Origin of the sequence: Dokdonia sp. LLG6352-1, assembly GCF_045055815.1 — a bacterium.
GTDB classification, from domain to species: domain Bacteria; phylum Bacteroidota; class Bacteroidia; order Flavobacteriales; family Flavobacteriaceae; genus Dokdonia; species Dokdonia donghaensis.
Genome location: NZ_CP159329.1, coordinates 632654 through 655646, shown reverse-complemented (window position 1 = coordinate 655646; position 22993 = coordinate 632654). Strand labels below are relative to the sequence as shown.

Annotated in this window: 25 protein-coding genes, 2 tRNA genes and 1 pseudogene; 12 read left to right on the top strand and 16 right to left on the bottom strand. The window is 38.2% G+C overall.

Going from position 1 to position 22993, the window contains the following annotated elements:
- Positions 1–62 precede the first annotated feature (62 nt).
- A complete protein-coding gene (gene tyrS, locus ABVM49_RS02995; protein ID WP_405202963.1) occupies positions 63–1358 on the top strand; it encodes a tyrosine--tRNA ligase in 1296 nt (431 codons plus the stop codon).
- 97 nt (positions 1359–1455) lie between these two features.
- Here the strand turns inward: tyrS and ABVM49_RS02990 are convergent, their stop codons facing one another.
- The 3 genes from ABVM49_RS02990 to ABVM49_RS02980 all read right to left on the bottom strand — a co-directional run bounded on the left by ABVM49_RS02990 (position 1456) and on the right by ABVM49_RS02980 (position 5378).
- A complete protein-coding gene (locus tag ABVM49_RS02990) occupies positions 1456–1905 on the bottom strand; it encodes a YHS domain-containing (seleno)protein (protein ID WP_405202961.1) in 450 nt (149 codons plus the stop codon).
- Between the two features lie 81 nt (positions 1906–1986).
- A complete protein-coding gene (locus ABVM49_RS02985; protein ID WP_405202959.1) occupies positions 1987–2964 on the bottom strand; it encodes an acyl transferase in 978 nt (325 codons plus the stop codon).
- An 83-nt stretch (positions 2965–3047) separates the two neighbouring features.
- Positions 3048–5378: a DUF5689 domain-containing protein gene (locus tag ABVM49_RS02980; RefSeq protein WP_405202958.1), complete on the bottom strand. Its 2331-nt coding sequence runs from the start codon at positions 5376–5378 to the stop codon at positions 3048–3050.
- 195 nt (positions 5379–5573) lie between these two features.
- On the opposite strand from ABVM49_RS02980, the gene ABVM49_RS02975 reads away from it, so the two are divergent.
- Both ABVM49_RS02975 and ABVM49_RS02970 read left to right on the top strand, forming a co-directional pair.
- Positions 5574–6257, top strand: coding sequence for a response regulator transcription factor (locus tag ABVM49_RS02975; RefSeq protein ID WP_038598883.1), 684 nt, complete (start codon positions 5574–5576; stop codon positions 6255–6257).
- Positions 6257–7312 (top strand): cell wall metabolism sensor histidine kinase WalK, encoded by a 1056-nt coding sequence (locus ABVM49_RS02970; protein ID WP_038598886.1) that lies wholly within the window; start codon positions 6257–6259, stop codon positions 7310–7312. Before ABVM49_RS02975 ends, ABVM49_RS02970 begins: the two co-directional genes overlap by 1 nt.
- Positions 7313–7417: 105 nt before the next feature.
- Here the strand turns inward: ABVM49_RS02970 and ABVM49_RS02965 are convergent.
- Positions 7418–7705, bottom strand: a pseudogene (locus ABVM49_RS02965) (glycosyltransferase); the annotation flags it as partial.
- Between the two features lie 707 nt (positions 7706–8412).
- Between ABVM49_RS02965 and trmB the strand changes: the two are divergent.
- From trmB to ABVM49_RS02930, 7 genes are all read left to right on the top strand, one after another.
- On the top strand, positions 8413–9087 hold the full coding sequence (gene trmB / locus ABVM49_RS02960) for a tRNA (guanosine(46)-N7)-methyltransferase TrmB (RefSeq protein ID WP_035327006.1): 675 nt from the start codon (positions 8413–8415) through the stop codon (positions 9085–9087).
- Between the two features lie 9 nt (positions 9088–9096).
- The gene (locus ABVM49_RS02955; protein ID WP_375252313.1) at positions 9097–9726 is read left to right on the top strand and encodes a LysE family translocator; all 630 of its coding nucleotides are present in this window, start codon (positions 9097–9099) and stop codon (positions 9724–9726) included.
- On the top strand, positions 9723–10061 hold the full coding sequence (locus tag ABVM49_RS02950) for an MGMT family protein (protein ID WP_038598891.1): 339 nt from the start codon (positions 9723–9725) through the stop codon (positions 10059–10061). Before ABVM49_RS02955 ends, ABVM49_RS02950 begins: the two co-directional genes overlap by 4 nt.
- Before the next feature lie 180 nt (positions 10062–10241).
- Positions 10242–11378, top strand: a complete 1137-nt coding sequence (locus ABVM49_RS02945) for a P-loop NTPase (protein ID WP_405202957.1) — start codon at positions 10242–10244, stop codon at positions 11376–11378.
- Between the two features lie 2 nt (positions 11379–11380).
- Complete coding sequence (locus ABVM49_RS02940) at positions 11381–11623, top strand: NifU family protein (RefSeq protein ID WP_405202956.1); 243 nt, start codon at positions 11381–11383, stop codon at positions 11621–11623.
- A 33-nt stretch (positions 11624–11656) separates the two neighbouring features.
- A complete protein-coding gene (locus ABVM49_RS02935; protein WP_299147731.1) occupies positions 11657–12709 on the top strand; it encodes an NAD(P)/FAD-dependent oxidoreductase in 1053 nt (350 codons plus the stop codon).
- Between the two features lie 27 nt (positions 12710–12736).
- Positions 12737–13069, top strand: coding sequence for a ferredoxin (locus ABVM49_RS02930; protein WP_405202954.1), 333 nt, complete (start codon positions 12737–12739; stop codon positions 13067–13069).
- 24 nt (positions 13070–13093) lie between these two features.
- On the opposite strand, the gene ABVM49_RS02925 is transcribed toward ABVM49_RS02930, so the two are convergent.
- Both ABVM49_RS02925 and ABVM49_RS02920 read right to left on the bottom strand, forming a co-directional pair.
- Complete coding sequence (locus ABVM49_RS02925; RefSeq protein WP_405202953.1) at positions 13094–13987, bottom strand: serine/threonine protein phosphatase; 894 nt, start codon at positions 13985–13987, stop codon at positions 13094–13096.
- A gap of 120 nt (positions 13988–14107) precedes the next feature.
- Positions 14108–14182: transfer RNA gene (locus ABVM49_RS02920), tRNA-Pro, on the bottom strand.
- A gap of 134 nt (positions 14183–14316) precedes the next feature.
- Here ABVM49_RS02920 and ABVM49_RS02915 point away from each other — a divergent pair.
- The gene (locus tag ABVM49_RS02915) at positions 14317–14763 is read left to right on the top strand and encodes a hypothetical protein (RefSeq protein WP_375252318.1); all 447 of its coding nucleotides are present in this window, start codon (positions 14317–14319) and stop codon (positions 14761–14763) included.
- Positions 14764–14833: 70 nt separating this feature from the next.
- Positions 14834–14908, top strand: a tRNA-Pro gene (locus ABVM49_RS02910).
- Between the two features lie 127 nt (positions 14909–15035).
- On the opposite strand, the gene ABVM49_RS02905 is transcribed toward ABVM49_RS02910, so the two are convergent.
- From ABVM49_RS02905 to sufC, 10 genes are all read right to left on the bottom strand, one after another.
- The gene (locus ABVM49_RS02905; protein ID WP_405202952.1) at positions 15036–15980 is read right to left on the bottom strand and encodes a DUF3078 domain-containing protein; all 945 of its coding nucleotides are present in this window, start codon (positions 15978–15980) and stop codon (positions 15036–15038) included.
- Between the two features lie 153 nt (positions 15981–16133).
- Positions 16134–17090, bottom strand: a complete 957-nt coding sequence (locus ABVM49_RS02900) for a DUF3078 domain-containing protein (RefSeq protein ID WP_405202951.1) — start codon at positions 17088–17090, stop codon at positions 16134–16136.
- A gap of 65 nt (positions 17091–17155) precedes the next feature.
- The gene (locus tag ABVM49_RS02895; RefSeq protein ID WP_038598916.1) at positions 17156–17665 is read right to left on the bottom strand and encodes a DUF2480 family protein; all 510 of its coding nucleotides are present in this window, start codon (positions 17663–17665) and stop codon (positions 17156–17158) included.
- Between the two features lie 10 nt (positions 17666–17675).
- Positions 17676–17993 carry a DUF59 domain-containing protein gene (locus tag ABVM49_RS02890; RefSeq protein WP_035327034.1) on the bottom strand — a complete coding sequence of 106 codons (318 nt, stop codon included), beginning with the start codon at positions 17991–17993 and terminating at the stop codon, positions 17676–17678.
- Positions 17994–18070: 77 nt separating this feature from the next.
- The gene (locus ABVM49_RS02885) at positions 18071–18496 is read right to left on the bottom strand and encodes a SufE family protein (RefSeq protein WP_375253584.1); all 426 of its coding nucleotides are present in this window, start codon (positions 18494–18496) and stop codon (positions 18071–18073) included.
- 68 nt (positions 18497–18564) lie between these two features.
- The gene (locus ABVM49_RS02880; RefSeq protein WP_405202949.1) at positions 18565–19113 is read right to left on the bottom strand and encodes a GNAT family N-acetyltransferase; all 549 of its coding nucleotides are present in this window, start codon (positions 19111–19113) and stop codon (positions 18565–18567) included.
- The gene (locus tag ABVM49_RS02875) at positions 19097–19516 is read right to left on the bottom strand and encodes an META domain-containing protein (protein ID WP_405202948.1); all 420 of its coding nucleotides are present in this window, start codon (positions 19514–19516) and stop codon (positions 19097–19099) included. Before ABVM49_RS02875 ends, ABVM49_RS02880 begins: the two co-directional genes overlap by 17 nt.
- Positions 19517–19525: 9 nt before the next feature.
- On the bottom strand, positions 19526–20740 hold the full coding sequence (locus ABVM49_RS02870; protein ID WP_405202947.1) for an aminotransferase class V-fold PLP-dependent enzyme: 1215 nt from the start codon (positions 20738–20740) through the stop codon (positions 19526–19528).
- A gap of 126 nt (positions 20741–20866) precedes the next feature.
- Complete coding sequence (sufD, locus tag ABVM49_RS02865; protein ID WP_405202946.1) at positions 20867–22180, bottom strand: Fe-S cluster assembly protein SufD; 1314 nt, start codon at positions 22178–22180, stop codon at positions 20867–20869.
- 58 nt (positions 22181–22238) lie between these two features.
- Positions 22239–22991, bottom strand: a complete 753-nt coding sequence (sufC, locus tag ABVM49_RS02860) for a Fe-S cluster assembly ATPase SufC (protein WP_035327044.1) — start codon at positions 22989–22991, stop codon at positions 22239–22241.
- Between the last annotated feature and the right edge of the window lie 2 nt (positions 22992–22993).

Here is a 22993-nt window from a genome sequence, read left to right as displayed (position 1 = left end):
AAAAAGGATGATCACAGGTGATGGCTTATTTTTATATTTGCCTTTCCAGTTAAAACGATAAGATGATCAAGAATTTTGTAGAAGAATTAAAGTGGCGTGGTATGGTACACGATGCAATGCCACAAACAGAAGAACACTTAATGGAGGTAATGCGCTCTGCTTATGTAGGTTTTGACCCTACTGCAGATTCTTTGCATATAGGTAACCTTGTTCCTATTATGCTACTAGCACATTTTCAGAGAGCTGGGCATAGACCTGTTGCTCTTGTAGGTGGTGCTACGGGTATGATAGGAGACCCATCTGGAAAATCTTCTGAGCGTAATCTTCTCGATGAGGAGACTCTAAGGCACAATCAAGAATGTGTGCGCAAACAGTTATCACAGTTTTTAGACTTTACATCTGGGGTAGAGAATCAAGCTCTTATGGTAAATAACTATGACTGGATGAAGGAGTTTTCTTTTCTAGACTTTATACGTGATGTAGGGAAGCATATTACAGTAAACTATATGATGGCAAAAGACTCTGTAAAAAATCGCCTTACAGGTGAGAGTGCAGACGGTATGTCATTTACAGAGTTTACTTACCAGATGGTACAGGGGTATGACTTCTTACATCTATATAAAAATAATGACTGTACGTTACAGATGGGTGGTAGTGACCAGTGGGGTAATATCACCACAGGTACAGAGCTTATACGTCGTATAGCTGGAGGTAAGGGCTACGCGCTTACGTGCCCACTTATTACTAAGTCTGACGGAAGCAAATTTGGTAAGTCTGAGGGTGGTAATGTATGGCTAGATGCAAATAGAACATCACCTTATAAATTTTACCAGTACTGGCTTAATACAAGTGATGAAGATGCGGCTAAGTACATTAAGATATTTACTTTTTTAGATCGTGAGGAGATAGAGGCTCTTATTGAGACTCACAAAGAAGCACCACACCAGCGAGCTTTACAAAAGAGACTTGCAGAAGAGGTAACAACTACGGTACACGATGAAGAGGCTCTTAAAAAAGCGATTGCAGCTTCAAATATGCTTTTTGGAAAAAGTACGAGTGAGGATTTAAAATCACTAGACGAAGCTACGTTTCTAGATGTTTTTGAAGGAGTACCTCAAGCAGAGATTGCAAAAACAGAGATTGAAGCCGGTCTTGATATGATTGCTGCTCTAGCCGAAAAAACAGGTTTCTTAAAATCTAATGGAGAAGCTAGACGTGCGCTTAAAGAAAACTCTATATCTCTTAATAAGGAGAAGGTGGGAGAAGATCGTACTATACAATCTTCAGATCTTATAAATGATACATTTATACTACTACAAAGAGGTAAGAAGAACTACTTCTTAATACGCGCTGTATAGTACCTAATAGAATAGTTATATAAATGAAAACCCCAGTGTTCTTAAAAGAGCATCTGGGGTTTTCTAACTAACTAACCAATCTATTATTAAGTCGTATTTAATTCTTAGTCCTTACAGATTGCCACTCTATATCTGCTTTTTTCTTTAGGCTTTCTGCGCCCTCTTCATTCCACTTATCAAGGGTGTTAACTCCCCAAGAGTTGTAAAACAGGTATAACTTGCCATCTCTTATTTCAAAGGTTTCTGGATCTATACTTACTTTTTTGCCTTTATCTGCTATTGCATAGGCACAATAGCCACCATACTGTGGGATAAAGTCTTCTGGAGCTGCTTTAAAGCGATCTAGGTTAGCTTGACTAGCAAACTTAAACTTAGCTCCATCATAGGTAGTTGTATACTTTTTATCGCCCTCTGTAGCTTTGTTGTTAAAATACTCGGTTACGTCATAACCTTCGGCAGCATAGCCTTTTTTAAGATTGTAATCCGTCTGTTGTGCGCTTGCTGTGAGACTTATTAATGCGATAATAAAAAATGCCATTGTTCTCATATAAAGTGTTTATCTGGTTATATCTACCTAGGTTAAGTCGCAAAAATTTTGGGATAATTACACGGTATATATAGATAATCTTTAAAGCGCCATAAGATTGCACCCGCGTATGTCTGAATTGTCAAACCTTCCTATCACGCTAAAACTGCCATCCTCATAAACTTTACCCAGATCTTGAGTTGCTATAAATGAACACGAATTTTTATTTGCGAGATCTATTATGTTGAGTCCGCCGCTTTTTGAGTCTGTGAGCAGGGTGAGTGCATCTTCTGTATCGCGTGTGTAGACTTTCATCCACGGTGGAGTGGTAAAAACCCCATCGCCAGAAGAATATCCTTGGCTTAGTAGCTCTGTCATACCATACTCGCTATGTATCTTTTCTACCCCAAAACCTGTGCTCAGTATTTTATGAAGTTCTGGGCGAATAATCTCTTTACGTCTTCCTTTCATACCACCAGTTTCCATAATAATAGTGTTGTTGAGGTTAAAAGTATGCTTTTCTACAAGGTCTAAAAGTGCAAATGAAACACCTATAAGAAGGACTTTCTTCTCAGAGGTATCAAGTGATACTAATTTTTTTGCCAGCTCGTCAAGATTGTTAAGGTAAAAGCCACTGTCTGGATGATTGCTACTTTTAATTAAATCATCTACCATATAAATAAGCGATGATCCAGATCGTTCTAAATACGACGGTAGCAAGGCTAGTATTACAAAGTCTGATGGGTTTCCGTACGCTTTCGCGAAAGCGGTTCTAAAACTATCTTCATACAGGCTCAGATCTGTCACGTGATGTTTGCTGGTGATGCTGCCAGTAGTGCCGCTACTGCTAAAGGTGATAGCCGGCTTTACATTACCAGAAATGATAGAGCGAGACTTAAAAAACTGTATAGGTAAAAAAGGAATATCTCTACTTGATGTTATTTCGCTGGGATGTTTATATAGTAAATCACAAAAAGACCTATACACGCTATTATGGTCAAACTGATACCTGAATGTAGCGAGCGCCTCCTTCTCAAATTGCTCATTATTCGTGATATTTAAAAAGGTTTGCTGAGGCATTTATTAGAATTTGAGCAAAGATATAAAAGAAAAAACGCCCTCCGTACGGAGAGCGCTTTATAAAGGTTGTATAAGTGTATTCTTTATTTAATTACAAGCTTTGCAGTAGTTGAGCTTGTAGCATCTGCTACTTGTACTACATATACTCCAGAGGCAAGCGCACTTACATCTATAGGGTTTGCAGTAGTTGTCTCAATTACTTTCTTACCTGTAATCTCAAAAATAGACACATTCATTGCTGTATTAACCCCAGTACTTATCGTGATTTGATCACTCGCAGGGTTAGGAAACATAGCGATAGTTACAGCGGTAGTTTCTCCTATGCTTAAAAACTCTTCAAAATCTGTTACATCACGAGCAGTGATAAAGTAATCTCCATCATTGCGCTCTGTGATGATACCAGATATGTTTTGAGCCTCCGTAGGTACTGCGTTACCTATATAATCTGCATCAAAGAATGTCGTTCTAAAAGTGTATGCACCTTCTGGAGTAGTAAGTCCGTACTCTGTGCCAGTTACCCAGTCTGCATTTGTTGCAGTGTCTATTGTAGCTTCTGTAAGAGTTACATACTCTGCTTCATAATCATTAGGATTTGCAGCGAGTTCTGTTACAGTTACCATTTGTGCAGTAATTGTGTTTCCGGTAGAAAATGCATCTCCAGGATCCTCACTAGGAACAAATTGTAGCATTCCTTGAAAAGAGCTTAACGTACCTGTAAGACCTACTATACCATCACCTACATTATATGCCGTAGTAATAGTTGCTGCGCTGTCATCTATTAAGATTGCAGCTGTATCATCTTCAATAAATTTTTGATTTCTAAAATCTTGTTGGAAAGTAAGTATTGCTTCTCCTGTAAGCGTGTAGAGTGTTCCTTCTGTACCTGCTCTTAGATCTGCTAGTGTTGCAACTTCTGTAGCCTCTACTGCATCTGCCTCTATATCTGCTGCATCTCTAGCCGTAATGAAGTACTCACCATTATTACGTTCATTAATAATACCAGAGATATTTGCCTCATCAGTTGGTACTACTTCACCTATATAGTCCACATCAAAAAATGTTGTTCTAAAAATATAAGATCCATCTGCATTAGTCATTGGGTACTCTTGACCATTTACCCAAGATGCATTTGTAGAGTTGTCTATAGTAAGACCTGTTATTCTTACATACTCAGACTCATAGTCATTAGGGTTTGCAGCTAGTTCAGTTACTGTTACTTCTTGTGGTGTAATAGTGTTTCCTGTAGAAGTTGCAGCACCTGGATCTACACTTGGTATAAATTGTGTCATCCCGTTAAAGTCTCCTAGTACTCCTGTTATACCAGTAATACCATCTGCAACATTATATGCAGTAGTAATAGTTCCTGCGCTGTCATCTATAAGAATAGCACCTGTGGCATCTTCAATAAATTTTTGATTTCTAAAATCTTGTTGAAATGTAAGTACTGCTTCTCCGGTAAGGGTGTACTCTTCACCTATTGTTCCCGCTCTAAGTGCTGCGATATTTGCAACTTCTGTAGCTGGCTCACAAGCTGGTGTTGTAACATCTATAGAGAGCATACAATCTGTACTTGTTACTTCAAGTGTTATTGTTACGTCTTCAGAAACTTCTGTTAGTGTGATTGTTCCGTTTGCCGTAGTCGTAGGGTCATCACCTCCTACAACGCCTCCACCACTCATAATTGCTACAGTATAAGTAGCGTCTCCACCACCTGTATAAGGTATCATAACTGTTGTGCCATCTACAGCTGTGGTCTCAGTATCACAAGTAGCTGTAGCAGTGCCAAGTACTAATGAGCAAGCTGGAGGTGTAGTAGAGTACGTACCTATTGGCCAAGGGTTTGTAGCGTCTGCTTGAGTAGTGTCATCATCATTTGCATTAGTCCCACTGTATGTAAAGTTACCTACCATAAACGTAGTTCCGTCAGGTCCAGTACCGCTTACACGATAAGCCCATCCGTCTTGATATTCCCAAGCTTCACCTGTACCATCTGTATCTAGAGCTCCATAAACATCTATTTGTGTTCCTTGAAGTGTTCCAGAACCGTCATCTGCCACACTATCATAAATTGCTATAGAATCATCTCCATTGTTATTTGCGCTATTTGAGATGAAGTCTGGAGTAAACCCAAAAAAGGTCATAAAATCTTCTTCATTTGTAGAGATGTAAAAATAGTCTCCAGCGGTAGCAGACCCAGAAAAGGCAAACTCAACTTCAGAAATTCCATTTCCGTTACTTGAGTTGCTAAAACCGTATGTGCTTAAGTCTGCAATATCATTTAGTGCATAAATTTCTATTGCTTTTGGAGTACCTCCCGTAAGGTTTCCGTCGAAAATACCTGTGATTACTAGGTCTTGTGCAAAAACTGTGCACGATGCTAGAAATAAGGTAATTAAAAGAGTAATTTGTTTCATACTTTAATGATTAGATTAGACCATAAATTTAGATAAAATTGAAGGTGATAATTGATAACGCTTTCGCGAAAGCGTAAGATTTAACGCAATGTTAATATGGTTCAAATAATTACAATATATTTTGCAAGCTAATTCTAGTGACAACAAAAACTTCAAAACAACGTATATTTACCATACGATATAACCGTAATTACAATGAAAAAAAAGGACCTTAAAATTTTACTAGTAGACGATGAACCGGATATTTTAGAAATCGTCGGGTATAATTTATCAAACGAAGGATATCAAGTAATTACAGGGTCTAACGGTCTTGAGGCTGTAAAACTTGCAAAAAAGCATCAGCCGCACCTCATCATATTAGATGTGATGATGCCAGAGATGGATGGTATAGAGGCTTGTGAGATTATACGTTCTAATAAAGACCTGGAGCAAACAATCATCACATTTTTTACGGCTCGAGGAGAAGATTACTCACAGGTTGCGGGCTTTGACGCAGGTGCAGATGATTATATTACTAAGCCTATTAAGCCTAAGGTGCTTTTAAGCAAGGTAAAGGCTTTGCTGCGCAGATTTAAAAATGAAGAAGCGCCTTCTCAGATAACTAAGGTGGGTAAACTTATTATCAATAGAGAAGAGTACAAAGTTTTTAAAGGTAAAGAAGAACTTTCTTTGCCTCGTAAAGAGTTTGAGCTACTATCATTACTTACTTCAAAGCCTGGGAAGGTTTTTACAAGAGAAGATATACTTGATAAAGTATGGGGTCTTGAAGTTGTGGTAGGAGGACGCACCATAGACGTACATATACGTAAGCTTAGAGAAAAAATAGGAGATGAATCGTTTAAAACTGTAAAAGGTGTAGGTTATAAATTTGTGATCTAATGGCCTCAGATGTAAAACAGCCGTACTCATTTGCACTCATCACGGCAGCTTATATTACGGTGCTATTTGCACTCCTTATTATACTACTTGAGTTTATTCAAGACAGTGAGCCTGTATGGTGGCTTGTGGGTCTTGGAGTGCTGGGGTGTTATATACTTTCATTTTTACTCATACACTTTAGAACTCAACTATTTATTTTTAAAAAGGTAAGAGAGATTTATGATAACGTAAAGCTCTTAGAAGATGTAAGCCTCACAGCAGATAATATTACTACAGATATGGCCTCTCTTTCTGAAGAAGTAGAGCGTTATGCTAAGAGTAAAAAAATAGAAATAGAATCTTTAAGAGTCCAAGAGGAATATCGCCGTAACTTTTTAGGTAATGTGGCTCACGAGCTAAAAACGCCTTTGTTTACCGTACAAGGATATATACTCACCTTACTAGACGGCGCTATAAAAGATAAATCTGTTAGAAAAAAATACCTCTCAAGGGCAGAAAAAGGTGTAGACCGCTTGATCTATCTCGTAAATGACCTTGATATGATTACTAAGCTCGAGGTGGGTGATCTTAATATAAACTATGAGTACTTTGATCTAGTAAAACTCATTTATGCCACCTTTGAGATGCTAGAAATGGAAGCTGCAAAGCGCAATATAACCCTTGCTTTTGATGATTCTTATGCAAAGGAGGTTATGGTAAATGCAGATCAAGAGCGCATACAGCAGTTACTCACAAACTTAATAGGTAATTCTATTAAGTATGGTAATGAAAATGGAACAACAGAGGTAAGTATACAAGATTTGATTCAAAACAAATTACTTATACGAATTACAGATAATGGAGAAGGTATTGAGCCAGATCATTTACCACGACTCTTTGAGCGATTTTATAGAGTAGATAAGTCTCGTAATCGCAGAGTAGGAGGATCAGGTCTGGGGCTCTCTATTGTTAAACATATCATTGAGGCGCACGAGGAGAAAGTTTATGTTGAAAGCGAATTTGGTGTGGGGTCTGAATTCTCTTTTACGCTCGAAAAGGCCGAAGTTATCGAGTAAGCAACTAGACTCAATAGCCTGTTCAAATCCGGGATAAACAGACATTTTTGATAAATCTTTGGTTTTAAATTCATCCTGCACGGCAAAGGGAGTAATTTTATTCTCTTTTAATAAGGCCGCAAGATACTCTTGTTCAGACTGCCCTGGTGTAGGAATAAAAAAAGCTTTTTTCTTCATCACGGCTAGGTCCATAATAGTCGTATAACCAGATCTTGCTATGATATACCCACTTTGATTAATCACCTTTTCAAGTTCCCTTGTAGTGAGAAAATTAATTACTTTGATATTAGGTTTAGTTTGAGTGATGGTTTTTTCTTCTTCAGGTTTACCACGTACAATTAAAAACTGTCCATTAAGTTTTTTAAAGTTCTTTGTGATAATTTCTTCTAGCATAGTGCGCTGTGGCTCTGGACCAGAAAGTACAGCTGTTGCTGTGTATTTTATTTCTTCAGGTTTTGACTTCATTCTACTCAATGGCCCTATATAACGGGTAGGGATTGATAGATTTTTATCAGGATGACCTAATATGCCACTTAGGTTAAAAGTGCCATCAAAGTCTGGCACCCAGCACTCATTAAAACGCTCTATATACTTTTTATGTATTGCTGTAGAGATCTTTGTAGTACTGCCACTTAGCACCTGTAACTGGTGGCTTATGATCACACAAGGCACTTGATTTGTATATAGTCCAAGACGGTTATCTGAGATAACTCCATCTATATTTAATGCAGGAATGAGTTTTTCGAGCTCTTTATGTTCACTACGTATACTTTTACGTATTGATGGTAAATTTGATATAAGCTTGCGTTTAAAGTTTTTACCCTTTTCTGCATATTCAATCTTATAAGAGGGTAGTGATACAAAAGAAAGTTTAGGAAACTCTTTTTTAAGTAATCTAAGCGCATCACCATCACTTGCTATGGTAACCTTGTAATTTTGCGATAAAAGCGCATTAATAATCGGGATACAGCGCGTAGCGTGTCCTAATCCCCAGTTAAGAGGAGCAACTAGTATGTGCTTATTTCTTTTCACATTGCAAATATCTATCTCTTAGCCGTAGTAAAAGTTTCCTTAATTTTACCAAAACATTAAATATACCTGTGGGAAGTAAAAATAAGCTTAAGAGATTCCGTGAGAATGAGACATTCTCAAATGTTGTACAACCGTCTAGAGAAGAACTGGTAGATGGAACTTTTCCTCTTAAAGGTAAGTGGAATTCGGATTTTTTCAAAAATGATAACCCTATCGTCGTAGAGCTAGGTTGTGGTAAAGGTGAGTATTCTGTAGGTCTTGCAGAGAAGTATCCAGACAAGAATTTTATAGGTATAGACATCAAGGGTGCTCGATTTTGGCGAGGAGCAAAAACTGCTCTAGAAGATAATCTTGACAATGTAGGTTTTATGCGCACGCAAATAGAGCTTATAGAGTACGCTTTCGCGAAAGCGGAAATAGATGAGATATGGATTACCTTTCCAGACCCTCAAATTAAGTACAAGCGCACAAAACACCGAATGACAAATACCGAATTCCTCCAAAAATATAAGAATGTTTTGAAGGAGGGAGGTTGTGTAAATCTTAAGACAGACTCAGAGTTTATGCACGGTTACACACTGGGATTATTACACGGTGAGGGTCACGAGATTTTAGAAGCAAATCATAATGTGTATAAAAATGAATACTCGCCAGAAGAGGTTGTCGGGATTCAAACTTTTTATGAAAAACAATATCTAGAACAGGGAAAACCAATTACTTATATTAAATTTAGAGTCAAGTAACGGGCACCCTTGGAGACAACCAAACTTTTTTTAATAACCTATTTTGCAGCGCTAGCCGGAGTAATACCTCCTGGACTAATCAATATGTCTGTGGCAAAAACCTGCGTAGAGCGAGGCCGTAACAACGGGCTCATAGTGGCTCTTGGGGCTTCTTTTGTTGTAGTTTTTCAGGCACTTATAGCCGTATTGCTTGCACGCTATATTTTTGGAAATCCATACGTACAGAGTATGCTATTGCGCACAGGTCTTGTTATTTTCTTGATAATGGCCATATTTTTCTTTGTGAAAGCAAAGCAAAGTAAAGTCCCTAAGGTAAAAATATCAAAAAATAGAGGTTTAAAAAGCTTAGGTAAAGGGATGGCTATCTCTGCACTTAATGTGCTACCTATTCCTTATTTCTGTGCGCTGGGAGCGGCTCTTAATGTGAGCGGCAAAGTAGAGTATGATATTGTGGCTATTGTGATTTTTGTAGTAGCAGCTGCCGTAGGTACTTTTAGTGCATTATATCTTTACGTGCTCTTCTTTGCTCGTATTCAAAACAGAGAAACTTCTTTTACACGATTCTCAAATTATTTTATGGCTGGCCTTATGGTCATATTAATGTTAATCACGCTGGTGCGCACTATCTACTTTGAATGAATTACGCACCAGAGACAGAAAACTTTTTTCAAAAGGTGTATGCCGTAGCTGCTTTAATTCCTTATGGTAGAGTGACGAGTTATGGAGCGATTGCAAAGTATCTTGGAGCTGCACGCAGTAGTCGTATGGTGGGCTGGGCTATGAATGGTGCTAGTAACCATCCAGAAGTGCCAGCACATAGAGTCGTAAATAGAGTAGGGCTGCTTACTGGTAAACACCATTTCCCGCAAACTAACTTAATGCAACAATTGCTTGAAAATGAAGGTGTAGTAATCAAGGATGATAAGGTTGTTGATTTTAAAAAACACTTTTGGGATCCCGTAATTGAACTCTAAAATAGCGATTGCTGGCGCTCTATAAAGCTCAGAATGTTCTAAGAAATGTGTGTGTTGTTTTCTTTTTGAAATTGTCAAACATTTTGAAAATTGAAGTATTGGTATTTACCCCTTTGCAGTTGTATCTTTGCATTTAGAATTAGTCTAATTAAAGGCTGATTTTGAATTGCTTATTAAAAGATGAAATTACAAAAGAAAGATATTCTCGAGGCTTTAAAAACTATTACTGCTCCTGGCGCTGGAGAAAATATGGTAGATAGTGGCGCAGTTACTAATGTGCTAACATTTGGCGATGAGGTAATTGTAGATATCACTATAAAAAACCCTACACTACAAGCTCGTAAAAAAGCAGAGGTTGATATTATGAAAACCATACACGATAAGGTTTTTGATAAAGCACAAGTAAAGGTAAATGTAAAAGTTACTGCTCCCGCAAAGGAAGATAAAGTTGAAATTAAAGGTAAAGCGATACCTGGTATAAAAAACATCGTAGCTGTAGCCTCTGGTAAAGGGGGAGTAGGTAAATCTACCGTTACGTCTAACATTGCAGTGACACTCGCAAAAATGGGCTTTAAAGTAGGTATTCTTGATGCAGATATTTATGGGCCATCTGTGCCTATTATGTTTGATGTGGCAAATGAGAGACCACTCTCTGTAAATGTAGACGGAAAGTCTAAAATGAAACCTATAGAAAGCTACGGAGTAAAAGTACTCTCGATAGGATTTTTCACAAAGCCAGATCAAGCAGTTATATGGAGAGGACCTATGGCAGCAAAGGCACTTAACCAGATGATTTTTGACGCAGCCTGGGGAGAGCTAGATTTCTTGCTTTTAGACTTACCTCCTGGTACGGGTGATATACATTTAAGTATAATGCAGTCATTACCTATCACGGGAGCTGTAGTAGTAAGTACACCACAAAACGTAGCACTTGCAGATGCAAAGAAGGGTGTGGCAATGTTTAAGCAAGAGAGTATTAATGTTCCTGTTTTAGGAATTGTAGAAAATATGGCCTACTTCACACCAGATGAGTTGCCAGATAATAAATATTACATCTTTGGTAAAGAAGGTGCAAAAAACCTCGCCGAAGATTTAGATGTACGTTTACTAGGTGAGATTCCATTAGTACAAAGTATTCGTGAGGCAGGAGACGTAGGACGTCCAGCAGCATTACAGGCTAACACGCCTACTATGGAAGCGTTTGATAACTTGACAAAAAATGTTGTTGAGGAGACTGTGCGTCGTAACACAGACCTACCAGCTACCGAAGCAATTAAGATTACCACAATGGCAGGATGTTCTGCCGTAAAGAATTAAGTATGAGCACAGCAGAGTTAACACAAAAAGTAGAGGATGCTCTTGAGGAGATTCGTCCTTTTTTACAGAGTGATGGAGGTGATATAAGCCTTCTCGGGATAGATGATGATAAGGTGGTGCGCGTGCAGCTGCAAGGCGCTTGCGTAGGTTGCTCCGTTAATCAAATGACCTTAAAGAGCGGTGTTGAGATGACCATAAAAAAACACGCTCCGCAAATTGAGCAAGTGATAAATGTTGTTGCGTAGTACGCTTTCGCGAAAGCGTAAATAGATAAGTAAATGATTAAAACAGATATTCTTATAATAGGTGCGGGGCCTACAGGTCTTTTTACCGTTTTTGAAGCAGGATTATTAAAGTTAAAGTGCCATCTTATAGATGCCCTACCACAACCGGGAGGACAGTGTGCAGAGATATATCCTAAAAAACCTATCTATGACATTCCAGCTTTCCCAGAAGTACTTGCTGGTGATCTTGTAGATAACTTGATGAAACAAATCGAGCCTTTCCAACCTGGATTTACACTTGGAGAACGTGCACAAACTATAGATAAACAAGAAGACGGTAGCTTTATAGTAACGACTAATAAAGGGACAAAACACCACGCGCCTGTGGTTGCAATTGCAGGAGGTTTAGGGAGTTTTGAGCCTCGTAAACCTCCTATTTCAAATATAGCTAGCTACGAGGACAAAGGAGTAGAGTACATCATACGCGATCCAGAGTTATACCGTGATAAGAATGTGGTTATTGCTGGTGGAGGTGATAGTGCTCTTGACTGGAGTATCTTCCTTGCAGATGTGGCGAGTGAAGTGACACTTGTACACCGTCGCAACGAGTTTAGAGGTGCGCTAGATAGCGTAGAAAAAGTACAAGACCTCAAAAACCAAGGTAAAATAAAACTTATCACTCCAGCAGAGGTTGTTGAGGTGATAGGTGAGGGCGCTGTAAGCGGTGTCTCTATAAAACAAGGTGCAGAAGTGTTTACTAAGGATTGTGATCACTTTATACCTTTGTTTGGGCTAGCGCCTAAACTGGGACCTATTGCAGACTGGGGTCTTGAGATAGAGAAAAACGCCATCAAGGTAGATAACACGCTCGATTACCAAACCAACATACCTGGTATTTATGCCATAGGTGATGTAAACACATACCCAGGTAAGCTTAAACTTATACTCTGTGGTTTTCACGAAGCTACGCTTATGTGCCAGAGTGCTTACCAGCGCATATTTCCAGACAAGCGTTATGTGATGAAGTATACCACAGTGGGTGGTGTAACAGGTTTTGATGGAACTAAAAAAGAAGCGCCAAAAGCGGTTGTAAAAGCTATTGAGTAAGCTCAAAGTAAGAGGTAAATAAAAGCTATGCCAGCAGATATTAAGATAACTATAATAGACCGTGACGGAGTATCTCACGCTATAGATGCTCCTACAGATATGAATATGAATCTTATGGAGATTGTACGTTCATATGAGCTTGCTCCAGAAGGCACAATAGGGGTATGTGGTGGTATGGCTATGTGTGCTTCTTGCCAGTGTTATGTAGAGAGTGATCACGAGCTTCCCGAGATGAGTGATGATGAAGACGCAATGCTCGCCGAAGCTTTTTACGTAGAAGATAATAGTAGACTAGGGTGCCAGCTTCATATCTCACCAGAGATGGAGGGTTTACAGGTACGTCTTGCGCCAGAATCTTAAAATAGTAGCGCTTTTTATTTGCCTTTATGCTTGATAGGCGTGTAGTGCGGTAGGACCTTCTAGTAGCTCCCTTACTACTTGTAAAGTACCACTCTCTGAGGTCGCTATGTGCCACTTAATAAGTGATATTGCACCATTCTCAATTTCTAAACCGGTAATACTTCTGGGGTGTACACAGCTCCCGTCGTTAAAAAATGCAATGTCGCCAGGCTCAGGAAAACGTGGTCTATGCGTATGACCTACAATGGTGAGAAGGTTATTATTTTCTATGATCCATTTTTTTATACGGCGCTCTACTTTAATAAGTTCCTTATAATTTTTTGCCGGACTTGTGGGGTCAGAAATACCAAAAATCTGTAATGGCTTCCAGAGCACACGTACTAGAAATCTATTAAAGCGCCAGCCGTGATAATTCATCCAGTCTGCTTGATGCCCGTGACATAAAAAGAGCTCTTGGTGACTTTCTTTATGTTTTAATACAATGGCCTCGTGATATTCAAGATCTTTAAACAACACCTCTTCACGACCGTCTTTAGGGTCAAAATACGTGCTTAGATGCTTTTTTACGTAATTTTTATCCCTGTATACCATATCGTGATTTCCCCATACTAAATGAAGCCTATTTTCAAAATGAAATTTTTGTAAAAGACGGTACACATTTTTATGAGCGCGTAGTATGCTCTCAAAAGAACTATTCTCCCAGAGCTCATCTCCATCACCTAGCTCACAATAGGTAAATCCCTCATTATAGTAGTGCTTAAGTGCGTGGTAATAGATATTTTCATTACGAGCAAAGTCATCTGCAAAACTCTTGTCTCCCCTGTGACAATCAGAAAAGAAAATGAGCTTGTCCTCGTTAGAAAATGCTATTTCTTTTGCTTGCTTGTAAGCTCTATCTAGGCGCTGTTTTGTTTTCACTCTTTAAATATCTTAAAAAAGACTGAGATAATGGGTGTGGTGGTCATAACGCTTTCGCGAAAGCGTATATATAATCATTAAGAAAAAAATAAAAAACCACTAGGATGCTAGTGGTTTTAGTCGGGTAGAGAGGATTCGAACCTCCGATCTCTGGTCCCCCAGACCAGCACTTTAACCGGACTAAGCTACTACCCGTATGTGAGGGGTAAATATACTAAAACCACTGGCGTAGCGATATAGTGATTTTAAAAATGTGTTACCTCAATTGATTGAAAAAATTTGTATCTTAAAGTATTGTAAGTCAAATTTTTAACTTAAACCCTACAATTATGAAGACCTTATTTTTAGTTTGCTTTTATGTGATGGGTGCTACACTTTTTACAGGTGATGGATTATTAAATAATGAAGATACCTTTACACTAGAGGGTGTCTGGGAGCTAGAAAACCAGCAGATGTATGAGAACGGTATGATCTCTGAGACACTACCTAACCAAAATGGCTATAGGCAAGTCAAGATGTATAGTAAGGGTCGCGTGATGTGGACACGTAATGATCCTGCAGATACAAATGAGTGGTTTGGCTATGGTACCTATGTGGTAAAAGATGGTATACTGGAAGAACGGCTAGAGTATGCCTCTGGGCCTATGATGAAGATTGTAGACACTACACGGGTATTTAGATTTGAACTTTTATTAGGTGCAAATAGCTACCAGCAACGACAGATGGATGAAGATGGCAACCCTACAGAAGGTGAGAGTTATAAAAGAATAGAATAACTGTAATTATATGTGATAAAGTTTGTGGTTATCTATTAGAGTTTAGTATATTTGCACCCCGATAAACGCTCGGGGTATAGCGTAGCCCGGTTATCGCGCCTCGTTTGGGACGAGGAGGTCGCAAGTTCGAATCTTGCTACCCCGACAAAAACCAGCCTTTTAGGCTGGTTTTTTTATTTTAAGATGTTGTGTAAATTTTATCTTCGAGTTGAGACATAAAAAAAGCGAGTCCATTAGGACTCGCTTTAAATCTTTAATAAAGGTGGTGTTCTCTAAAATGCGTATGTAAGACCTAATAGGTAGTACGATTGTATTTGAGAATCTATGTTGTCAAAAGTTGGTGCTTCTCCTACAGGTAGTACTTGAGCATCAAATAGTCCTTGTTGGAATGCAAGGTTTTCTTGTTTGTTTCCTCTAAGACCAAACTCAAATCCTACACCTATCTGGTTGAATAATTTGTAGTTAAATGAGTTAATCCAAGTGAAGTTAGAAAGGTCTGAAGATTTGTAGCTTGCAAAGGCAGATAAGTTAGACTTAAAAGCTATTTTTCCAATCTGACGTGTGTAATCTGCAACGATTTTTGCACCTAAAGAAGATTCAAAGACTGCATCATTATCAGAAAATACAAAGTTGTAGTTAAGTGGGTGTACAACTACTACGAGATTTGTAATAGGAGTCCAAGTAGCACCTACACCTAGATCAAGGTATCCAGGATCATTAAAGTTGTTTAAAATAGTTGTTCTGTACTCACCTAAAGCAGATACAGCTAGTTTTTCAGTTACTTTGTAACCGTAAAGTGATGATACATTAAAAACATCTGTAGCTTCTCTAAAGCTATCATCATCTGTAGGATCATCTTCATTATCAAACTTTACCCAACCTAAGTTTACATTAAGGCTATTTCTCCAGAAGTATTTTGCATCCATTTTGTTAGCAAACACATTTCCAGTTATCCCTATGTTACCTGATGATACGTTAGGTGTTCCTTGAGAATACCAATCGCTAAATTTAGAAAAATTACCTCCTATAGTTCCAAAAGCACCGTACTTCCATCCCGGTAGGGCATCTATCTGAGCTTGTAGAGCGTCAACTTCTCCTTGTAATTTTGCAATTTCTGCTTTTTTAGGTGATTGTTGTGCTTTAAGCTCTTCTTCAGTTTGTGCTTGTAAGCTGATTGCGAGGAACATAGCGGCTCCTAATACAATAAGTCTTTTCATAATTATTTATAGTTAAGTTTTGTATTACAAATATATAACTAATAAAAAACTAGCAGATTATTCAGATATTTTTACGAATACAGCTCCTTTTGTCGAGTAAATGTGGTTTTTATCGTGGTGGCTATGGTGATTTTATAAAAACCTTGAAGCTATTTAAGACTTCCATTCAATAAAGGCATATCTGAGGCCTACGCCTAGCACTTCCCTTACTTGTAAACCACTTATTGCATTTTCGTCATAAATGAGCTGCACAGCAAGATTTGTGGTTATATATTTATTTACCTGCATAGCTACATTAAGTGTGTAGTCTATATCTACATTTTTTGTGTTTTCTAGGTAGTCTGCATATAAATTAAGCGTGTTTTCGAAAACAATATTTTCAAAAAATTCTTCTTTATGATAAGCACTCACAGATGCCCCCAGCTCGAAACGAACATTTTCATTTGCTTCTACTCCAAAAAATGGCTCGTAGGCTGCTATCGCAGCAGGATCTGTTTCGTCTACATTAGTAAATCTAGAGTTAACAAATATAAATCGAGCCGTTGCAGGAGCTAGGTTTACTTTAAAATCGTTACTCTCCTTCCATAAAAAACCAGGTCCTAGTTGTAAGTAGGCAGGAGAGAAAGTAGTCGTAATTAGTTTACGATCTTGCACGGTCTCTGTGACCTCACCGGCTTCATTAAGCACTTGTCTGTCAAAAAACTCATAACCAGGTGCCATTTGTGTTCTAAAATTAAATAGTCCCGAGTAGTACCATTTAGAGTTTTCAATACGGCTACCTACTAAGCTATTAAGTTCTAGCCTGTCTGTAGTTTTTCTAACATATACTTGATCTTTTGTAGCGGCAAGCCCTAGTATTGCGGTAAGCTTTGAATCCCACGTTAGTTTATTTCGCTTGTAATTGAGGTCCCAATTAACATTAAAGTTTCCAGCTACATTTGAAGTTCCTCCGCCTTGCCAGTCATTGTTAAATGCACTCTGACTAAATAGCAACTCCATAAGACCTTTGCTTTTCCAGCCATCTGGAAGTGAGTCTTTCTTTTTGTCACTTTTCTGACCAAGTGCTATGGTACTGCATAAAAATAAAAAGAGTAGGAGTGTGCGTTGCATTAGTAAAACTTCTTAGGGATTAAGCAGTCTAATATACGGAGCCTATCCGTATTTTTCAACAATGGCTATTTGGCCTTCTTATATAGAGGTACAGAGGAGCAGGCCTCGCCAAACATTAAACTACGAGCAACGGGCTGTAATTTTTCTATGAGTAGTAAATAGGCGTTTTCTGGAACGGGTTTGTTAGAACACCCTTTTACAATAACAGGTAGATTCTCATAAGGAGTCACATCTATACCTTGTATAATTTCTGTGTATAATATGGTCTCTAGTAATGCTAAGTCACCTGTAATTACTTTTTTTGCAATGCCTTGCATATGAGTGGTTACAAGCATATATGCCCAAGCTGGAACAATGGCGTCTGTGCTACAATGTAGCGCTACAAATGCATTAGTATATTGACTCCAGTCGTGTTCCTTTATGCTTTTTCTAAACTCACTCTCGCGCAGTATAAAACCTTGATCTAGCCATTGAGAAATATCTACAAGCTGTCTGTTACCTGGACGATATAGATCCTCAAGGTCAAATGTTATTAACTTGCTATTTGCAACCCTATTTATAATTTCTTCGGCCATATTTGGGTAATTATAGCATTCCTAACTCTAGTTTTGCCTCTTCGCTCATAAGGTCTTGTGTCCAAGGTGGGTCAAAAGTGATCTCAACCTCACAGTCTTTTACATCTTTAAGTGACTTTACCTTTTCTTCTACCTCTAGTGGTAAAGTTTCTGCTACGGGACAGTTAGGCGTTGTGAGTGTCATAAGGATTTTAGTATCCATATCCTCATTTACAAAAACATCATAAATAAGTCCTAGTTCATAAATATCTACTGGGATTTCTGGATCATATATTGTTTTAAGAACGCGTACAATTTTGTCGCCTAGCTCTTCGGTATTGATTTCCATATGTTTTATATAATCTGCTTGCGCAGGGTTGTTTTTAAATTATTTTATTACGCTTTCGCGAAAGCTTAATATAGCTCTTAATTAAGTTGCGTCTGGTATGCTACGGCATACAGTTTTATCTGCTTTATCATACTTACGAGCCCGTTTGCTCTAGTAGGTGAGAGGTGTTCTTTAAGACCTATCTCATCTATAAACGCAGTATCTGCCTCTATAATATCTTGCGGTGCTTGATTTGAAAAAGCTCGTATGAGTATCGCAATAATACCTTTTGTAATAATGGCATCGCTATCTGCCGTAAAGGTCACTTTACCATCTTCCATAGTGGCGTGTACCCATACCTTGCTTTGGCACCCCTTTATAATGTAGTCTTCTGTTTTAAATGCTTCATCTATAAGTGGTAATGATTTGCCTAAATCAATCATATATTCATAACGCTGCATCCAGTCTTCAAACATAGAAAACTCATCTACTATCTCGTCTTGTATTTCTTGTATGCTAGCCATAATTATGATATCTGTATGTGTTGTATTCTATTATTACTTTACAAAGATAATGCCCAGAAGATTAACTGTCATTTTGGCGAGGAGAGCATTTTGTGCATATACCACATTTTACGATGTTCATCTTTGAGTAAGTCAAAAGGAAGTAACTGAAACTCGGTTTTTATATACCCTGCTTTCTTATAAAACAGTTGAGCTTGGGTATGTGTATGCATTGCATCAAGCCATATTATTTTATAGTCTAACTTTCTAGCGAGCTGCTCTCCATATTGCATTAAATCTCTTCCTACTCCCTTACCTTGTACAGAAGGGTGTAAATAGAGTCTATGTAGTTTTAAGCCTACTAGCGGTGATAGTGGCGTGTATACTTGATCATACACATACTTAAAAATACCTACAGTTTCATTATTATAAAGTATGAAGTGGTAGTGACTTTGTGGCGTAGCAAGATCTTTTTTAAGGCTTTCTAAGCTGTAAATATGGTTTAAGTACCAAGAGCAGTTATCCTTCCAAAAATGCCCGTATGCAGCTGGATATACCTCTTGCATTAACTCAAATAACCGCTTTTGATCATCAAGCGTTATAGGTTGTAGACTTAGATGACTATTTATCGTTATCAACAAGAGATTTTTTAGAAATTCCTTCTATGAGCGCTTCACTATCTCGATAAAGGGTAATCGTATCACCACTTTTTAGAAAAGAGGTTACCTCGCTTAGATTATCATAATATAATTGCTCAATATCGTCGTGCGGGCAAGCTCTCTTTGTGCTGGCTATATATGAAAACTGGAGTATGGTTCCTTTATTTGCAAAGTCTGTCATATAGTTATTACAACCTGTAGTCCCATTTATTGATCGTTTTCTATTATCTATAGTGAGTGATATCTCATTTTTTGAGACATCTTCGCCTGCGATGGTTGTAATGATAAAATCACCATCAAAGGTCATAACGGTTTGTGATAATTGAGCCTGACTAGTAAATGCCCCGGCTATGCACAATAATAAAGGAAGTAGTAATTTCATATTCTTATTTTAAGATAACATCGCAACTGCGCGTTTTACTCCATCTATAAATGTATCAATCTCTTCTTTTGTGTTGTAAAAAGAAAATGAGGCACGTACTGTACCTGGTATTTTATAAAAATCCATAATGGGTTGAGCACAATGGTGCCCTGTGCGCACTGCTATCCCTAATTTATCAAGTATGGTGCCAATGTCATAAGGGTGAATCTCACCTACATTAAAAGAAACTACCGCAGTTTTATGTGCAGATGTGCCATAAATTTTAAGCCCTTCAATCTCGAGGAGCTGCTTTGTGGCATACTGTAGAAGCTCATCTTCATAAGCTGCAATATTATCAAAACCTAGCCCATTCATATAATCTAGGCCCACACCTGTAGCAATACCGCCACAAATATTAGGTGTTCCTGCTTCAAATTTATGTGGTAGACCTGCATAGGTTGTTTTTTCAAAACTCACCTGGTCTATCATCTCACCACCGCCTTGATAAGGAGGGAGTTTAGTAAGCCATTCTTCTTTACCATATAACACGCCTACACCCGTCGGGCCACATATTTTGTGAGCGGAGCATACGTAAAAGTCGGCATCTAGGGCTTGTACATCTGGTTTTATGTGTGGTGTTGCTTGTGCACCATCTATAAGTACTGCTGCACCTACTTTGTGAGCTTCGGTAATAATTTCGTCTATAGGGTTTATGGTTCCTAATGCGTTTGATACGTGATTTACAAAGACCAGTTTGAGCTGTGGTGATAACGCTTTCGCGAAAGCGTCCATATCCAGTTCTCCACTTTCCGTTTGTGGTATAACTTTAAGTATAGCGCCCGTCTTCTCACAAAGCATTTGCCACGGTACAATATTGCTATGATGCTCTAGCGCCGAAACAAGCACCTCTTCGCCCTTTTTTAGAAAACTTGCAAAGCCATTTGCTACTAGATTTATGGCGTGCGTTGTGCCCGCAGTGAGTATGATCTCATAAGGCTGTGCTGCGTTAAAATGCTTCTGGATTTTTATACGTGCTTCCTCATAAGCATCTGTGGCTTCTTGCGAGAGCGAGTGAACCCCGCGGTGTATGTTTGCATTATAGTTAGCATAGTAATCTACAATGGCGTCTATAACAACCTGTGGTGTTTGTGAGGTTGCTGCATTATCAAAATAAATAAGCGGTTTTCCATTTACTTCTCTTTTGAGAATAGGAAAGTCTTCACGTATTTTTTTTATGTCTAGCATAGCATTTTTCTTTGTTACAAAGATACAAACTGGAGGTGTTTTAATTACTTACAGCTGCTTATCTCTGGGTATAAAAAAAAGCCGTTACGGTTAGGTAACGGCTTTTGTAATTATTTGAAATCAATCCTATTGATCAAAACCGATGTTTACACCTATTTTTTTTGCAATAAGTTTTGTAATTCTTGCTTTAAGCTGTGGAATCTTAACACTAGAAAGTACGGTATTTGCAAAGGCATACATAAGTAATGCGCGTCCTTCTTTTTCACCTATACCACGTGATTGTAAATAAAATAATGCGCTTTCATCTAGTTGTCCAATAGTACAACCGTGAGAACAACGTACGTCATCTGCAAAGATCTCAAGTTGAGGCTTTGAGTTTATGGTCGCTGTGTCATCTAGTAAGATGTTGTTATTAGACTGATATGCATTAGTCTTTTGAGCTTCTTTCTCTACAACAACCTTCCCGTTAAAGACACCTGTAGATTTTTCGGCAAAGATGCCTTTGTAATCTTGGTGACTCTCACAGTTAGGAGTGATGTGGTGCACAAGCGTGTTGTGATCTACGTGTTGTTTTCCTTCTATAATCGTAACACCTTTAAGGATAGAGTCCATATACTCACCTTTCTGGTAAAAGTTAAGATTGTTACGAGTGATATTGCCACCTAGAGAGAATGTATGTACAGATACGATACTTTCTTTATGTTGTTCAATTTCTGTGGTGTCTATAAGAGAAGCATCAAGCTTATCATTTTGAATCTTATAGTAATCTACAAGGGCTCTTTTATCTGCAAAAATTTCTGTAACGACGTTTGTTAAGACCTTCTTTTCAGAGAGACTCTGGTGACGCTCTATAATTTGTACTTCAGAGTTTTCTTCGGCTACAATGAGGTTACGTGGTTGTAACATCATAGCATCATTTGCTCCAGTAGAGAAGTGTACTATCTGTATAGGTTTTTGAGCTACTTTTCCTTTAGGGATATAGATATATGCACCATCTTTTGCATAAGCCGTGTTCAATGCATCCATTGACTCGCCTTTTGCAATTTTATTAAAGTACACATCTATTACTTGCTTGTACTTAGGTTTTGTAAGCGCTGCACCCATTGTACAAACATCTATACCATCGTGTGTAGTTTCAGAGAGGTATGAACTGTAAACACCATCTACAAAAACAATTTTATAGGTGTCTATATCATTTAAGAAATACTGCTTTACATCCTTAAAATCAAGAGCAGCTTCTTTGCTAGGGAAGATGTTATAGTCTTCTTTAAGAATGCTGTTAAGTGAGGTGTATTTCCAGTTTTCTAACTTCTTGGTAGGAAACCCTTCTGCCTCAAAAGTTTTGATAGCTTCATTGCGTATCCCGTAGATAGGCGAGTCTGCATCTATACTTTCTTGTAAGACGATGTGGTTACTTACTAATTTATCTTTTAAACTCATATTGTTCTGTTGTAAGATCTGTTTGTGTGATATTAAATCACTACCGTAACAGGTCTAGTTATGCACCTACTTCTTCTTTGAGCCAGTCGTACCCTTTTTCTTCTAGTTCTAGAGCAAGTTCTTTACCTCCAGAACGCACAATCTTACCGTTCATAAGTACGTGTACAAAATCTGGCACGATGTAGTCAAGAAGTCTCTGGTAGTGAGTGATTACAAGTACTGCATTATCTTCACTCTTAAGTTTGTTAACGCCATTTGCAACAATGCGGAGTGCGTCAATGTCAAGTCCAGAATCTGTTTCGTCTAGAATAGCAAGCTTAGGCTCAAGCATTGCCATCTGGAAAATCTCGTTACGTTTCTTTTCTCCTCCAGAGAAACCTACGTTAAGAGATCTAGATAAGAACTTACGGTCCATCTCAAGGAGTTCTGCTTTTTCTTTAATCTTCTTAAGCATCTCACTAGCTGGCATATCTTCTAGTCCTTTTGCTTTGCGAGTCTCGTTTATAGCAGTCTTGATAAAGTTTGTTACAGATACACCAGGTATCTCAACAGGATATTGAAAAGATAAGAAAACACCCTCGTGAGCTCTTTCTTCTGGATCCATTTCTAATAGAGACTCACCATTAAGGTCTATGTCTCCATTACTTACTTCATACTCTTCTTTTCCTGCAATAACAGAAGCGAGTGTACTTTTACCAGAACCATTAGGTCCCATAATTGCGTGCACTTCTCCGGCCTTCATCTCAAGGTTGATTCCCTTAAGAATATCTTTCTCTTCAATGCCTGCGTGCAGATTTTTTACTGATAACATAG

Bases quoted from the DNA above. Each gene is read 5' to 3' on its own strand.
- tyrS (WP_405202963.1), top strand. From the start codon at position 63: ATGATCAAGAATTTTGTAGAAGAATTAAAGTGGCGTGGTATGGTACAC.
- ABVM49_RS02990 (WP_405202961.1), bottom strand. From the start codon at position 1,905: ATGAGAACAATGGCATTTTTTATTATCGCATTAATAAGTCTCACAGCA.
- ABVM49_RS02985 (WP_405202959.1), bottom strand. From the start codon at position 2,964: ATGCCTCAGCAAACCTTTTTAAATATCACGAATAATGAGCAATTTGAG.
- ABVM49_RS02980 (WP_405202958.1), bottom strand. From the start codon at position 5,378: ATGAAACAAATTACTCTTTTAATTACCTTATTTCTAGCATCGTGCACA.
- ABVM49_RS02975 (WP_038598883.1), top strand. From the start codon at position 5,574: ATGAAAAAAAAGGACCTTAAAATTTTACTAGTAGACGATGAACCGGAT.
- ABVM49_RS02970 (WP_038598886.1), top strand. From the start codon at position 6,257: ATGGCCTCAGATGTAAAACAGCCGTACTCATTTGCACTCATCACGGCA.
- ABVM49_RS02950 (WP_038598891.1), top strand. From the start codon at position 9,723: ATGAATTACGCACCAGAGACAGAAAACTTTTTTCAAAAGGTGTATGCC.
- ABVM49_RS02945 (WP_405202957.1), top strand. From the start codon at position 10,242: ATGAAATTACAAAAGAAAGATATTCTCGAGGCTTTAAAAACTATTACT.
- ABVM49_RS02940 (WP_405202956.1), top strand. From the start codon at position 11,381: ATGAGCACAGCAGAGTTAACACAAAAAGTAGAGGATGCTCTTGAGGAG.
- ABVM49_RS02935 (WP_299147731.1), top strand. From the start codon at position 11,657: ATGATTAAAACAGATATTCTTATAATAGGTGCGGGGCCTACAGGTCTT.
- ABVM49_RS02930 (WP_405202954.1), top strand. From the start codon at position 12,737: ATGCCAGCAGATATTAAGATAACTATAATAGACCGTGACGGAGTATCT.
- ABVM49_RS02915 (WP_375252318.1), top strand. From the start codon at position 14,317: ATGAAGACCTTATTTTTAGTTTGCTTTTATGTGATGGGTGCTACACTT.
- ABVM49_RS02905 (WP_405202952.1), bottom strand. From the start codon at position 15,980: ATGAAAAGACTTATTGTATTAGGAGCCGCTATGTTCCTCGCAATCAGC.
- ABVM49_RS02900 (WP_405202951.1), bottom strand. From the start codon at position 17,090: ATGCAACGCACACTCCTACTCTTTTTATTTTTATGCAGTACCATAGCA.
- ABVM49_RS02895 (WP_038598916.1), bottom strand. From the start codon at position 17,665: ATGGCCGAAGAAATTATAAATAGGGTTGCAAATAGCAAGTTAATAACA.
- ABVM49_RS02890 (WP_035327034.1), bottom strand. From the start codon at position 17,993: ATGGAAATCAATACCGAAGAGCTAGGCGACAAAATTGTACGCGTTCTT.
- ABVM49_RS02885 (WP_375253584.1), bottom strand. From the start codon at position 18,496: ATGGCTAGCATACAAGAAATACAAGACGAGATAGTAGATGAGTTTTCT.
- ABVM49_RS02875 (WP_405202948.1), bottom strand. From the start codon at position 19,516: ATGAAATTACTACTTCCTTTATTATTGTGCATAGCCGGGGCATTTACT.
- ABVM49_RS02870 (WP_405202947.1), bottom strand. From the start codon at position 20,740: ATGCTAGACATAAAAAAAATACGTGAAGACTTTCCTATTCTCAAAAGA.
- sufD (WP_405202946.1), bottom strand. From the start codon at position 22,180: ATGAGTTTAAAAGATAAATTAGTAAGTAACCACATCGTCTTACAAGAA.
- sufC (WP_035327044.1), bottom strand. From the start codon at position 22,991: ATGTTATCAGTAAAAAATCTGCACGCAGGCATTGAAGAGAAAGATATT.